Genomic DNA, 12,151 nt, shown 5'->3' on the forward strand with positions numbered 1-12,151 from the left:
CTTGTCGCAGCGCAAACCCCGAGGGGTTTGCTCAGGGCCAGTCCGCCGCCATGACGGGCTGGCTCACCCAGAGCTCCAGCGGATGCGGCGCGCCGAACACGCCGTGATTGGCGTTCAGGATGTCGGGATAGCCGTCCATATTGACATCGACGGCCACCTGGTTGTGCCCCCCGGTCATGGCGATGCGCTGCTCGGCGAAGCTGCCGTTCCCCTGGTTGAGGAAGACCGCGACGCGCTGCTGCCCGAAATCCTGGTCGAAGTCGGGTGGGCTGTTGTGGGCCTGCTCCTGCTCGGCGACGACGATGTCCAGCAGCCCGTCGCGGTTCATGTCGGCCAGGTTGACCCGGTGCACCGCCGTGTAGCTCGGGTCGATGACCTGGATGCTCCAGGCCTGGCGCGGGTCCGCGGGTGCGACGAGGCGGTAGAGTCCGCTGGGATTGTCCGGGTAGTCCTCGCTGCTGGCGACGACCAGGTCCATGCGGCCGCCCGGGGTGAACACGCCGGCAGCGAAGGCGTCGTAGAAGGCGTGCGGCAAGGTCGCGGCGACATGCGGCACCCAGGCGTCGAGCCGCGCATTGCCGCCGGTCTCCCGCGGGTTCTCGTACCAGACGACGCTGTCGCCGTCGCCGCCGACGATGTTGATGGCGCCCTTGCCGGTACCGATGGAGAGCAAGGCCATGCCGTCGCCGACCTGGCCGAAGCTCCGCTGCGTCCAGGCATCCGGGCCGTCCTGGAACAGGATGGCGGGTGGGGAGCCGCGGCCGACGCTGCCGGCGATCACGATGTCCTGCCGGCCGTCGCCGTCGATATCGGCCACCGCGATGGCGTGGGCGGCGCCGTCCGTGCGGATGGTGTGCCGGGTCCAGGGGCCGTTCACGGCATCGCCGCCCTGGCGCAGGGGATTCTCGAACCAGGCCAGCCCGTCATCGACGCTGGCGACGATGTCCGGCGCGCCGTCGCGGTTGACGTCGAGGATGGCCATGTCCTCGTAGAAGTCGCCGGTCTCGGCGATGACATGCTTGGCCCAGGGGTCGGTCAGCGCGCCCGTGCCGGGCGATGCGTACCAGTAGAGCCCGCCGCCGCCCGCATTCCCCGCGCCCAGGATGGCATCGGGCCGGCCATCGAGGTTGAGGTCGCCCAGGGCCTTCTCCAGCGGCTGGGCGCCGCCCAGGTCGGGCGCCGGATCGATCACGACCTGACTGTACGTGACCCGCATCTGCGCCGCGCCGCCGAGCGACGGGGCAGCGGACTCCGAAATCGACGCCATTCCCTCTCCACAACCAATGGATTATGCTTCGGCATATTCTAGCCCGCATTCCCCGGATGTCCGGAGCGGTGGTACCGATCCGCGGCATTCCTGGCTCGGACGTGATCGGAGCGAGTGCGGGCGTCGGCGAAGACGGTTGCGTCTGCCCCAGCCGCGAGAGGGGGGCGGATGGGTGGAGGGGCACCGACAATCCGCCCGGACCGGCCGGGACCGTGGCGCTCAGCCGCCCGCCACCGGCTGCCGCAGCGCGGCCTCCTGCGCCGCGAGGTCGGGCGTCATCGCCTCGCCGAAATCGGCCATTTCGTAGAGCGGGCGGATCTCGATCTCGCTCGGGCCAGGCATCGGATTGGGGCAGCGCCGCACCCAGGCCAGCGCTTCCTCCATGTCCTCGACCTGCCAGAGCCAGAAGCCCGCGACCAGCTCGTCGGTCGCGGGGAAGGGGCCGTCCCTGACCGTGCGCGCCGCGCCGTCGAAGGCCACGCGCTTGCCGAGGGAGGAGGGTTTCAGGCCCTCGCCGGCCAGCAGGATGCCGGCCTTGGCCAGCTCCTCGTTGAAGCGGCCCATGGCCTCCAGCAGTTCGGCTGAGGGCAGGGTGCCTGCCTCGCTGTCCTCGGTCGCCTTCACCAGCACCATCACGCGCATCGTCCTGCCTCCCCGAAGGTGTCGTCGACGTCAGCCTTCGCAGGCGCGCTGCAGCGCGGGCAGGTCGAGCTTCACCATGCCCTGGATCGCCTGCATCAGCCGCGCGGCCTGCGCCGCGTCGGCCGACCGCAGCATCTCGGCGACCGCGCCCGGCACGACCTGCCAGGCGACGCCGTAGCGGTCCTTCAGCCAGCCGCAGCAGATGGGTGAGCCGCCCTCGAGCAGGCGATCCCAGAGCGCGTCCACCTCCGCCTGCGTGCGGCAGGTGAGGAAGAGGGAGATGCCGTTGGACGGGCGTTCCTCGCCCGGCGGGTTGAACAGGATGATCTCCTGCCCCGCCAGCGCCACCGTGACGGCGATGAGCGCGCCCTCGGCGCCCATGCGCATCTCGCCACGGCGCTCGGCCGGCTGGCCGGCGGCGCGGAAGGCAGCGAGGTAGAAGCCGGCGGCCTCCTCGGCCTGGCCGGGGACCCAGATGCAGGGTGCGAGCGTCGCCATGGCGTCAGGCCTTCCCCATGGCGGCCTTGACCGCGGCGAGGTCCATCCACATCACCTCCCAGACATGGCCGTCCGGGTCCTCGACGCTGCGGCCGTACATGCAGCCGTGGTCCTGCTTCGGGCCGGGATCGGCGCGGCCGCCGGCAGCCGCGGCGCGGGCGACGATGGCGTCCACCTCCGCCGCGCTCGCCGCGGAGAGGCAGAGCAGCACCTGGCAGGTCTCCTTCGCGTCCGGGATCCGCTTGCTGGTGAACTGGCGGAACTTGCCATGGGTCAGCAGCATCACGTGGATGGTCTCGGAGAGGACCATGCAGGCCGCGGTCTCGTCGGTGAACATCGGCTCGTTGCGGGCGCCCATGGCCTCGTAGAAGGCCCTGGCGCGCGGCAGGTCGGCGACCGGCAGGTTGACGAAGATCAGCTTCGGCATCGGGCGTTCCTCTCCCCCCTCATGGCATTGACAGCCTCGCCGTTTTGGTTAAGAAAAGCAACTGCAATGTCAGGAAACATGCCTCGCGAAGCCCCGCCACGTCCGCGCCGCTACGAGGATGCCTGCGGCGCTGCGCATGCGCTCGACCTGGTGGGCGATCGCTGGGCGCTGCTGGTGATGCGCGAGATGCTGCTGGGGCCGCGGCGCTTCGGCGACCTGCGGGCGAGCCTGCCGGGGATCAGCGCCAATATCCTGACGCAGCGGCTCTCGGAGCTGGAGGCGATCGGCGTGGTGGAGCGGCGGGTGCTGCCGCCGCCGGCGCGGGTCCAGGTCTATGCCCTGACGCCCTGGGGGATGGAGAGCGAGCCGATCTTCCAGGCGCTGGGACGCTGGGCGGCGCGGTCGCCGCGGCATGATCCGAGGCTGCCGATCAGCGCGGTGTCCTTCCTGCTGTCGCTGCGGACCATGTTCGACCCGGCGCGGGCGGAGGGGTTGCGGGCGCGGGTCGGGTTCCGCCTGGGCGAGGAGGCGTTCATCGCGCAGGTCGCCGATGGCCGGATCCTGGTGGAGGCGGGGTCGGTCGCCGGGGCGGATGTGGTCTTCGCCGGCAGCCCGGCCGTGATGGCGGCGGCGATCTATGGCGGCGTGCCGCTGGACGTGCTGGAGGTGCAAGGCGCGCTGGCGGTCACGGGCGACCGCGCCCTGGCCGAGCGCTTCGTCGGGTGGTTCCCGCTGCCTCCGAAGGTCGAGGCATAGACTCAGGCCGGGGTCCGGGGGGTCGCTTGACCCCCCGGCGGGGGTGCAGGGGGCAGAGCCCCCTGCTGCGGGGGCCCGGACAGCGCGTGCCGCGTTCCATGGTCGTTCGACCAAGCCGCCGCTTGCGGCCGAGGCCGGTTGGGGCTGATATACCAGCCGGCCCCGGCAAGGGGGCCGAGGGAACGGGAAACGGCATGCTGCGCGGGTATCGCCCGATTGATTGCGACCTCCATCCGATGGTCCCGGGCATGAAGGCCCTGACCCCCTACATGGACGCCTTCTGGGCGGACCAGGTGGTGGAGCGGGGGATCACAACGCTCGACAGCCAGTCCTGGCCTGTCGCCTCCCCGAAAACCATCCGGGCGGACTGGCGCGGCCCGAACGGCCGCGGGGCGGAGACGGTGGAGCAGTTGCGTGCCCAGGCGCTGGACGCCTTCGGGGCGGAGACGGCGATCCTCAACCCGCTCTATGGCGTGCAGCTCGTCCTCAACCAGGACATGGCGGTCGCCTTCACCCGGGCGCTGAACGACTGGACGCGGGCGGAGTGGCTGGACCGCGACGACCGGCTGCGCGCCTCCATCGTGCTGCCGATGCAGAATGTCGAGGCGGCGGTCGCCGAGATCGAGCGCCTCGCCCCCGACCGCCGCTTCGTGCAGGTGCTGGCGCTGGCGCTCGGTGAGGACCCGCTGGGCAAGCGGCAGTACTGGCCGATCTGGGAGGCCTGCGTGCGGCACGGCCTGCCGCTCGGCATCCATGCCGGCAGCGCCTACCGGCACCCGCAGACCTCGGTGGGCTGGACCTCCTGGTATCTCGAGGAATACGCGGCGAACCAGCAGGGCTTCCAGAGCACGCTGGCGAGCCTGCTGACCGAGGGCGCGCTGGTGAAGTTCCCCGCGCTGAAGGTCGTGCTGCTGGAGAGCGGCGTGTCCTGGCTGCCCGCCTTCCTCTGGCGCCTGCAGAAGGTCTGGAAGGGCGTGCGCTTCGAGATCCCCTGGGTGGACCGGCTGCCGGCCGAGATCATCCGCGACCAGGTGCGCCTGACCGTGCAGCCCTTCGACGCCCCGGCGGAGGCCGTGCCGCGCGTCCTCGACCACCTGCGGTCGGACAGGATGCTCCTCTGGGCCTCCGACTGGCCGCACTGGCAGTTCGATGGCGACGCCGCCATCCCGCCGGGCTTCCCCGACGCGTTGCTGCCGAACCTGCTGCGCGAGAACGCGCTTGAGACCTACAGCCGTATCCGGGAGGGAGTTCCCGCATGAACGTCATCCAGCCCATCCAGGTGCCGGGCAAGCCGCCCGCCGCGACGCTCGGCCTGATCGACGTGGACATCCACCCGCGGCCCAAGTCGATCACCGAGTTCAGGCCCTTCATGAGCGAGCGCTGGTGGCAGCACCTGCAGACCTGGGGCATGCGCCAGCGCCACGGCTTCACCGGTGGCCAGCCGCCCTTCCCGAAGGCACAGCCGCTGGCATCGCGCCGCGACGCCTGGCCGCCCAATGGCGGCACGCCGGCCAGCGACCTCGATTTCCTGCGCTTCCAGCTGCTCGACAACTACGGCATCGATGTCGGCGTGCTGAACCCGCTGCAGCCGAGCGGGCAGGGCGACCGCAACAACGCCTTCTCCGCCGCCATGGCGCATGCGGTGAACGAGTGGCAGCTCGAGCACTGGCTGCGCAAGGAGCCGCGGCTGCGCGGCAGCATCGTCGTCCCCTATGAGGACCCGCAGGCCTCGGCAGCCGAGATCCGCAAGCGCGCCGGCGACCCCAACTTCGCCCAGGTCCTGATGATGAGCCGCACGGCCGAGCCCTGCGGCAACCCGCGCTACTGGCCGATCTACGAGGCCGCGGCCGAAATCGGCCTGCCCGTCGCCTTCCACGCCTTCGGCTATAGCGGCTGGGCCATGACGAATGGCGGCTGGCCGAGCTTCTACATCGAGGAGGTGAGCGAGCACGCGACCTCCTGCCAGAACCAGGTGATCTCCCTGGTGGTGGAGGGCGTGTTCGAGCGCTTCCCGGCGCTGAAGGTCATCCTGATCGAGTGCGGCTTTGCCTGGCTGCCGAGCGTCGGCTGGCGGCTGGACAATGCCTGGAAGTCGCTGAAATCCGAGGTGCCGCACCTGACGCGGCTGCCCTCCGAGCAGATCCGCCAGCACATCTGGGTCTCCACCCAGCCGATGGAGGAGCCGGAGCGCGGCGGACACCTGCTCGACATCTGCGAGTGGATCGGCTGGGACCGGATCCTCTTCGCGTCAGACTACCCGCACTGGGACTTCGACGACCCGCGCCAGGCGCTGCCGGGGACGATCCCGCAGGAGAGGCGGGCGGGGATTTATGGGGGGAATGCGAAAGCCCTGTACGGGCTTTGACGCAGCATCGGGGAGGAGGAGAACCTCCTCCCCGAACCCCACCACCCTTTTTCTGTGAGTCTGCCGTGCCCAAGCTGGTCGTCTGCCCTGTCTCCGAGATTCCGCCGGGCGGGCGGAAGCTAGTGGAGGCCGAGGGGAAGCGCATCGTCGTCTTCAATCTGGCGGGCGAGTTCTACGCGCTCTCCGACCGCTGCCCGCACCAGGGCGGTAGCCTCTGCGCCGGGCTGGTCAGCGGCCATGTCGAGAGCCACGAGCCCGGCGTCTACCACTACGCCCGCCGCGGCGAGATGATCCGCTGCCCCTGGCATTACTGGGAATTCGACATCCGCACGGGGAAAAGCTGGTTCGATCCGAAGCGCGTGCAGGTCAGGCAATTCCCGGCGCATGTGGAGAGCGGCGCGGCGCTGGTGGAGGGGCCGTACACGGCGGAGACGTTCCCGGTGCGGGTCGAGGATGCCTATGTGGTGGTGGAGGCGTGAACCAGCTTTGCGCAATCAGCCGTCGCCGCCCCTCTCCACGAACGCCCTGAACGCCTCCGCATAATCGGGATGCCAGCGCGACAGCGGCGGCCGGTTCTCCACGATGTCGCCTGCCGCCCAGAGGATGCGCCGCTCGTCCAGCGCCCGCGGCACGTCGTTGTCGGGGCAGAGGATGTAGAAATCGCCGGCATCCAGCCGCTCCAGCATGAACTCCACCGTCTGCTCCGGCGTCCAGGCGCCGGCCGGCTTCTCCGTCCTTCCATTCGCCGTCAGCGGCGTGAAGACGAAGCCCGGGATCAGCAGATGCGCGTTCACCCGGCAGTCCGGCGTGTTCCGCAGCGTGTGCTGCAGCGCCTCGGTCAGCGCCTTCACCCCGGCCTTGGCGACGTTGTAGGCCGGGTCGCCCGGCGGCGTGGTGATCCCCTGCTTGGAGCCGGTGTTGATGATCAGCCCCGGCCGGCCCCGGGCCACCATGCCGGGCATGAAGATCCGCGTGCCGTGGATCACGCCCCAGAGGTTCACGCCGATGATCCGCGCCCAGGCCTCGGCGGTGCCGGGCAGGGCGCTGCCGGGCTGCACCCCGGCATTGTTCATCAGCACGTCGGTGCCGCCGAAGCGCTCGCGGACCGTCGCCTCCAGACGCTCAACCGCCTCGGCCTGGCTCACATCGGTGGGCACCGCCAGCACGCTCGACCGCCCGCCCGGCGCCGCGGCCGCGACGGCCTCAGCCGCCTGCGCCAGCCGATCCTCGCCGAGGTCGGCGATGCAGACGCGCAGGCCGAGCCCGGCGAGCCGCGTCGCCGCGGCGAGGCCGATGCCGGAGGCGCCGCCCGTGATCACGGCCACGCTGTCCGGGGCAAGGGCGGGATGGGTCATCGCTCGTCTCCTGGCTGCGGGGAGGGCAACGCATCCCGGCCCGCCGGTTCCCGCCCCGGCCAGAGTGGCGCGACGCCGCCGCGCGGCAAACCCGCCCTGTCACCCCGCGTTCGCGCCCCCATGCGAATCGGCTGGTGCTGCAAATGGCTTCCCCCGCCCGGCGACCCGCGCCCGGCCACCGCCCTGAACCTCCGCGACACCACCGTCGCCGCCCTGTCCCGCCTCTCGCCCGCGCAGGCGACGGAGAAGCTGCTCGGCCTCGTCCAGGGCAACCTCGAAGCCCTCGCGGCGCAGGTGGAGGAGGCGGCGGCCGCCCCGCCGCTCGAGCGGTGCCTGCGCATCATCAGCAGTGTCCTGCCCGTCTATACCCACCCCGTCGCCCGCCCGCGCTATGCCGAGCCGGCGCTGCGCAGCCTGGTCGAGACCGGCCTCGCCGCCATCGGTGCACGCGCCCGTGAGGCCGGGATTCGCCTCTCCATGCATCCCGGCCAGTACTGCGTCCTCTCCACGGCGAATCCGAAAGCGCTGCTCAACAGCCTCGAGGACCTGGACTACCACACGCAGGTCATGCGCTGGCTCGGCCTCGCCGGCGGCTGGCACCCCATGGGCGCGCATATCAACATCCATGGCGGCGCCCGCGCCCCGGGCATCGAGGGCTTCCGCCGCGGCTTCGCCCTGCTCTCGCAGGACACGCGCGGCCTGCTGACGGTCGAGAACGACGAAACCGCCTATGGCCTCGACGACCTCCTGCCGCTCGCGGACCTGCTGCCGATCGTGTTCGACCTGCATCACCACTGGTGCTTCACGGCGGGTGAGCACATCGCCCCCGACGACCCGCGCATTGCCCGCATCGCGGCAAGCTGGCGCGGCACCCGCCCGCTCGGCCATCTCAGCGCCCCGCGGGAGGACCTGCTGCCCGGCGGCCTCGACCCGGACATGCTGCCCAACTACGCGGCCCTCCGCGCCGCCGGCGTCCCGGCGCGAGAGCTCCGCCGCCACTCCGACCGCATGTGGAACCGCGCCGTCAACGACTGGGCCCTCGGCCACCTCGCCTGGACGGACCTGGAGGTGGAGGCGAAGGCCAAGAACCTGGCCAGCCACGACCTGGCGGAAGCCGCGCGCGATGCGGCCGCGGAGGCGACTCGGGCGAAACTGGCGCCGGCCCTCGCCAGCGGTTAGAACCCAGGCCCTCTCCGTTCCGGAATCGCCCGCAGCCCATGGCCACCGTCCTTCTCATCATTCACCTTTTCGTGACCTTGGCGCTGATTGGCGTCGTGCTGCTGCAGCGCAGCGAGGGCGGCGGGCTCGGCATCGGCTCCTCCCAGGGCATGGGCGGCTTCATGACCGGCCGCGGCACGGCGAACCTGCTGACGCGCACCACGGCCGTCCTCGGCACGGCCTTCTTCCTGCTGTCGCTGGCTCTTGCCCTGCTCGGCCGCGGCACCGGCGCGCCGCGCTCGATCCTCGACACGGCCCCGGCCACGCCCGCGCCGACCGCGCCGGCGCCTGCCCCGGCGCCGAGCGTGCCGACGCGCTGATCCGGTGGGCAGGGAGGGCGCTGCCCTCCCTGCACCCACCCGCCAAGGGCTTAAGGCCCTTGGATCCCAGGGGTTTGACGAAGACGGGGAGACCCCATCGGGGGTCTCCCCGTCTTCGTTTGGACTCAGGCCGGGGTCCGGGGGGTCGCTTGACCCCCCGGCGGGGGGTGCAAGGGGGGCAGAGCCCCCCTTCACGCATGGCGGCACCTCGTCGGGCCGCTAGCGGCATCACGCGGCGCGCGCTATGGAGGCCGCCCATGGCGCGGTACGTATTCATCACCGGCGGCGTGGTTTCCTCCCTTGGTAAGGGCATCGCGGCGGCGTCGCTTGGCGCGCTGTTGCAGGCACGCGGCTACAAGGTCCGGCTACGCAAGCTGGACCCCTATCTCAACGTCGATCCGGGCACGATGAGCCCGTATCAGCACGGCGAGGTCTTCGTCACCGACGACGGTGCGGAGACCGATCTCGACCTTGGCCACTATGAACGCTTCACCGGCGTGCATGCGACCAAGGCGGACAACTGGACGACCGGACGGATCTACTCCGACGTCATCGCGGCCGAGCGCCGCGGCGACTATCTCGGCGGCACCGTCCAGGTCATTCCCCACATCACCGACAAGATCAAGGAAGTCGTCCAGGCCGAGACCGACGGCTACGACTTCGTCCTGGTCGAGGTCGGCGGCACGGTCGGCGACATCGAGTCGCTGCCCTTCCTGGAAGCGATTCGGCAGCTCGCCAATGAGATGGGGCCGCAGCGCAGCCTCTTCGTCCACCTCACCCTGCTGCCCTATATCCCGTCCGCGGGAGAGCTGAAGACCAAGCCGACGCAGCACAGCGTGAAGGAGTTGCTCGGCCTCGGCATCCAGCCGCAGGTGCTGCTCTGCCGCTGCGACCGGCCGATCCCGGAGAACGAGCGGCGCAAGATCGCCCTCTTCTGCAACGTCCGGCCGGAGAGCGTGATCCCCGCCCTCGACGCCAGCACCATCTACGACGTGCCCCTGCAGTACCATGCGGAAGGCATGGACCAGGAGGTGCTGCGGCATTTCGGCCTCTCGGCCTATGGCGAGCCGGACATGCGCCGCTGGGAGAGGATCGTCCACGCGATCAAGCAGCCGGAGGGCGAGGTCACCATCGCCGTCGTCGGCAAGTACACCAACCTGCTGGACAGCTATAAGTCGCTGGCCGAGGCGCTGGCGCATGGCGGCATCGCCCACAATGTCCGGGTGAAGCTGGACTGGGTCGATTCGGAAGTCTTCGAGCGCGACGGCGAGGCCGTGGCGCGGCTCGAGGGCGCGAGCGGCATCCTCGTGCCCGGCGGATTCGGCGAACGCGGCACCGCCGGCAAGCTGGAAGCGGTGCGCTTCGCGCGGGAGCGCAAGGTGCCCTTCTTCGGCATCTGCTTCGGCATGCAGATGGCGGTGATCGAGGCGGCGCGGAACCTGGTCGGCCTGAAGGGCGCGAGTTCCACCGAATTCGGCCCCTGCGAGCATGCGGTCGTCGGCCTGATGACCGAGTGGCTGCGCGGCAATGCGCTGGAACGGCGCAATGCCGCCGGCGACCTCGGCGGCACCATGCGGCTCGGCTCCTACCTGGCGCGGCTCTCGGACGGGTCGCTGGTGCAGCAGGTCTATGGCGGCGCCACCGAGATCAGCGAGCGCCACCGCCACCGCTACGAGGTGAACGTCAACTACAAGGACCAGCTCGAGGATGCCGGGCTGCGCTTCTCCGGCATGTCGCCGGACGGCGCGCTGCCCGAGATCGTCGAATATCCGGACCACCCCTGGTTCATCGGCGTGCAGTTCCATCCGGAGCTGCGCAGCAAGCCCTTCGAGCCGCATCCGCTCTTCCGCGGCTTCGTCGGCGCCGCGGTCCGGCAGGCCCGGCTGGTCTGAGCCCGCGACACCTGCGATCGGCCACGGCCGGATCGTTCTCCTTTGGGGGGCACGGTCCGGCGCCCGGCGGGGTCCGCCTTGCCGCCTCCTGACCGATCGTTCGCTTGACGGCGGCGGCATGGCCGGCGTCACTGGCGGCCCTTCCTGAAGGCGGTTCCTGCATGTCCCTGCGCCGCGCCCTGGTCCTCCTCCTCCCGCTCGCCGCCATCGGCTGCGCCGGCACGGCCCATCCGCCTCCCGCGCCGCTGGCGCAGCGCTTCGGCCTGGCGCTGGAGGCGGCCGATCCGCAGGCCGATACCCTGATCCTCCGCATGGATGCCTTCGAGCACCTGGCCATGCGCGAGGACGCCGCCATCGCCTTTGCCTCCGGCGGCCGCCAGGCCGGCCCGCCGCGCCTGCTGCCCGCCGGCAGCGGCGCCGCGGACGCCGCCGGGCAGGTGCTGATGCCCGCGCTCACCGCCCTCGGCGACTATGCCCATGGCCTCGCCCAGCTTGCCGGCGGCGGGGAGATCGAGCCCCGCGGCGGCCCCGCCGGCGCCCTGCTCGCCCGCGACGCCGAGAAGGGCCTGCAGGCGGTCCGGGCGACGAGCGGCACGGCGGTGCCGGAGGCCGTGCGCAGCGTGGGTCTCGCCGGCATCACCGCGCTTTCCGACCTGCCGGACCGCATCGCCGCGACCCCCGGCGCCACGGTGCAGGCCATGCTGCAGGAGGCCGCGCCGCATGTCGCCGCCGTTACCGGCCTGATGCGGGCCGTGATCGGGGCGCAGCCGGGGGAGGGGACCCGCGGCGCCCTGCGGGCCCGGCGGGAGGGGCTCGACGCCCTGCATGCCCGATTCCTCGCCTCCGTCGCCGCCGATCACCGACTCGGCCCGGGGGAGCGCTATGCCATCTTCCGCAGCGTCGCCGCGCTGCGGGAGGAGGACCCCGCCCAGGGCAGCTTCGCCGCCCTGGCGGCGGTGCTGGACGGGCTGGAGGCCGCGCAGGCCGCCCTCGTCGCCGGCGGCCCCGATGCCGAGGAGAAGGTCGCCGCCTTCGAGGCCGCGGTGGCCCGCCTCGGCGCCCTGGCGGAGGCCTCGCGGCGGGGCTGAGATGCGCCGCGCCGCCGGGACCACGCTGCTCCTCGGCGGCCTGCTGGCCGTGGCGGGCCTGGCGGTCGCCGCGCTGCTCGGCCTGCATCCCTTCGCGCCCGCCTGGGCCTTCGCGGCCTGTGCCGCCGGCTTGGCCGGCCTGGCGCTGCGGAACCCGGTGGAGGAGGCGGGTGAGGGACCGGACAGCGATCCTGGTCCGTCCGAGGGCGGCGGCACCGGCGCGGGCGACGCCGGCGGGCACGGCTCCGAGGCGGATGCCGGCGAGGGCGGCGATTCCGGCGGCCCGGACTAGCCGCCATCGCAATGGCTTGCGGCCCCGCGCA

The 12,151-nt window shown here is 71.6% G+C and carries 14 protein-coding genes; 9 read left to right on the top strand and 5 right to left on the bottom strand.

Going from position 1 to position 12,151, the window contains the following annotated elements; all coding sequences use genetic code 11:
* Positions 1–31 precede the first annotated feature (31 nt).
* From Q7A36_RS08840 to Q7A36_RS08855, 4 genes are all read right to left on the bottom strand, one after another.
* Complete coding sequence (locus tag Q7A36_RS08840; RefSeq protein WP_305103317.1) at positions 32–1,267, bottom strand: FG-GAP repeat domain-containing protein; 1,236 nt, start codon at positions 1,265–1,267, stop codon at positions 32–34.
* Positions 1,268–1,486: 219 nt separating this feature from the next.
* Entirely contained in the window at positions 1,487–1,909 is a 423-nt protein-coding gene (locus tag Q7A36_RS08845) for a YciI family protein (RefSeq protein ID WP_305103318.1), read from the bottom strand.
* Between the two features lie 30 nt (positions 1,910–1,939).
* Positions 1,940–2,407: a VOC family protein gene (locus tag Q7A36_RS08850; RefSeq protein ID WP_305103319.1), complete on the bottom strand. Its 468-nt coding sequence runs from the start codon at positions 2,405–2,407 to the stop codon at positions 1,940–1,942.
* Between the two features lie 4 nt (positions 2,408–2,411).
* Complete coding sequence (locus tag Q7A36_RS08855; protein WP_305103320.1) at positions 2,412–2,834, bottom strand: VOC family protein; 423 nt, start codon at positions 2,832–2,834, stop codon at positions 2,412–2,414.
* Positions 2,835–2,912: 78 nt separating this feature from the next.
* Between Q7A36_RS08855 and Q7A36_RS08860 the strand changes: the two genes are divergently transcribed.
* The 4 genes from Q7A36_RS08860 to Q7A36_RS08875 all read left to right on the top strand — a co-directional run bounded on the left by Q7A36_RS08860 (position 2,913) and on the right by Q7A36_RS08875 (position 6,434).
* The gene (locus tag Q7A36_RS08860) at positions 2,913–3,590 is read left to right on the top strand and encodes a winged helix-turn-helix transcriptional regulator (RefSeq protein ID WP_305103321.1); all 678 of its coding nucleotides are present in this window, start codon (positions 2,913–2,915) and stop codon (positions 3,588–3,590) included.
* Positions 3,591–3,784: 194 nt separating this feature from the next.
* Complete coding sequence (locus Q7A36_RS08865; RefSeq protein WP_305103322.1) at positions 3,785–4,849, top strand: amidohydrolase family protein; 1,065 nt, start codon at positions 3,785–3,787, stop codon at positions 4,847–4,849.
* Positions 4,846–5,955, top strand: a complete 1,110-nt coding sequence (locus Q7A36_RS08870; protein ID WP_305103323.1) for an amidohydrolase family protein — start codon at positions 4,846–4,848, stop codon at positions 5,953–5,955. Before Q7A36_RS08865 ends, Q7A36_RS08870 begins: the two co-directional genes overlap by 4 nt.
* Before the next feature lie 65 nt (positions 5,956–6,020).
* Positions 6,021–6,434: a Rieske (2Fe-2S) protein gene (locus Q7A36_RS08875; RefSeq protein WP_305103324.1), complete on the top strand. Its 414-nt coding sequence runs from the start codon at positions 6,021–6,023 to the stop codon at positions 6,432–6,434.
* A 15-nt stretch (positions 6,435–6,449) separates the two neighbouring features.
* Here Q7A36_RS08875 and Q7A36_RS08880 read toward each other — a convergent pair whose 3' ends face one another.
* Positions 6,450–7,310, bottom strand: a complete 861-nt coding sequence (locus tag Q7A36_RS08880; RefSeq protein WP_305103325.1) for an SDR family NAD(P)-dependent oxidoreductase — start codon at positions 7,308–7,310, stop codon at positions 6,450–6,452.
* 120 nt (positions 7,311–7,430) lie between these two features.
* Here Q7A36_RS08880 and Q7A36_RS08885 point away from each other — a divergent pair, with 120 nt between their 5' ends.
* The 5 genes from Q7A36_RS08885 (at position 7,431) to Q7A36_RS08905 (ending at position 12,120) form a co-directional block, all read left to right on the top strand.
* Complete coding sequence (locus tag Q7A36_RS08885) at positions 7,431–8,489, top strand: apurinic/apyrimidinic endonuclease family protein (RefSeq protein WP_305103326.1); 1,059 nt, start codon at positions 7,431–7,433, stop codon at positions 8,487–8,489.
* Between the two features lie 38 nt (positions 8,490–8,527).
* Positions 8,528–8,848 carry a preprotein translocase subunit SecG gene (secG, locus tag Q7A36_RS08890; protein ID WP_305103327.1) on the top strand — a complete coding sequence of 107 codons (321 nt, stop codon included), beginning with the start codon at positions 8,528–8,530 and terminating at the stop codon, positions 8,846–8,848.
* Between the two features lie 257 nt (positions 8,849–9,105).
* Positions 9,106–10,740: a CTP synthase gene (locus Q7A36_RS08895; protein WP_305103328.1), complete on the top strand. Its 1,635-nt coding sequence runs from the start codon at positions 9,106–9,108 to the stop codon at positions 10,738–10,740.
* A gap of 161 nt (positions 10,741–10,901) precedes the next feature.
* Positions 10,902–11,828 (top strand): hypothetical protein, encoded by a 927-nt coding sequence (locus tag Q7A36_RS08900; protein WP_305103329.1) that lies wholly within the window; start codon positions 10,902–10,904, stop codon positions 11,826–11,828.
* A 1-nt stretch (position 11,829) separates the two neighbouring features.
* Positions 11,830–12,120 (top strand): hypothetical protein, encoded by a 291-nt coding sequence (locus tag Q7A36_RS08905; protein ID WP_305103330.1) that lies wholly within the window; start codon positions 11,830–11,832, stop codon positions 12,118–12,120.
* Positions 12,121–12,151 lie beyond the last annotated feature (31 nt).

Source organism: Paracraurococcus lichenis, assembly GCF_030657435.1.
GTDB lineage: Bacteria > Pseudomonadota > Alphaproteobacteria > Acetobacterales > Acetobacteraceae > Paracraurococcus > Paracraurococcus lichenis.

What these genes read in the sequence shown, in the direction of transcription:
- Q7A36_RS08840 (WP_305103317.1), bottom strand. Translation starts at nt 1,267, where the DNA reads ATGGCGTCGATTTCGGAGTCCGCTGCCCCGTCGCTCGGCGGCGCGGCG.
- Q7A36_RS08845 (WP_305103318.1), bottom strand. Translation starts at nt 1,909, where the DNA reads ATGCGCGTGATGGTGCTGGTGAAGGCGACCGAGGACAGCGAGGCAGGC.
- Q7A36_RS08850 (WP_305103319.1), bottom strand. Translation starts at nt 2,407, where the DNA reads ATGGCGACGCTCGCACCCTGCATCTGGGTCCCCGGCCAGGCCGAGGAG.
- Q7A36_RS08855 (WP_305103320.1), bottom strand. Translation starts at nt 2,834, where the DNA reads ATGCCGAAGCTGATCTTCGTCAACCTGCCGGTCGCCGACCTGCCGCGC.
- Q7A36_RS08860 (WP_305103321.1), top strand. Translation starts at nt 2,913, where the DNA reads ATGCCTCGCGAAGCCCCGCCACGTCCGCGCCGCTACGAGGATGCCTGC.
- Q7A36_RS08865 (WP_305103322.1), top strand. Translation starts at nt 3,785, where the DNA reads ATGCTGCGCGGGTATCGCCCGATTGATTGCGACCTCCATCCGATGGTC.
- Q7A36_RS08870 (WP_305103323.1), top strand. Translation starts at nt 4,846, where the DNA reads ATGAACGTCATCCAGCCCATCCAGGTGCCGGGCAAGCCGCCCGCCGCG.
- Q7A36_RS08880 (WP_305103325.1), bottom strand. Translation starts at nt 7,310, where the DNA reads ATGACCCATCCCGCCCTTGCCCCGGACAGCGTGGCCGTGATCACGGGC.
- Q7A36_RS08885 (WP_305103326.1), top strand. Translation starts at nt 7,431, where the DNA reads ATGCGAATCGGCTGGTGCTGCAAATGGCTTCCCCCGCCCGGCGACCCG.
- secG (WP_305103327.1), top strand. Translation starts at nt 8,528, where the DNA reads ATGGCCACCGTCCTTCTCATCATTCACCTTTTCGTGACCTTGGCGCTG.
- Q7A36_RS08895 (WP_305103328.1), top strand. Translation starts at nt 9,106, where the DNA reads ATGGCGCGGTACGTATTCATCACCGGCGGCGTGGTTTCCTCCCTTGGT.
- Q7A36_RS08900 (WP_305103329.1), top strand. Translation starts at nt 10,902, where the DNA reads ATGTCCCTGCGCCGCGCCCTGGTCCTCCTCCTCCCGCTCGCCGCCATC.
- Q7A36_RS08905 (WP_305103330.1), top strand. Translation starts at nt 11,830, where the DNA reads ATGCGCCGCGCCGCCGGGACCACGCTGCTCCTCGGCGGCCTGCTGGCC.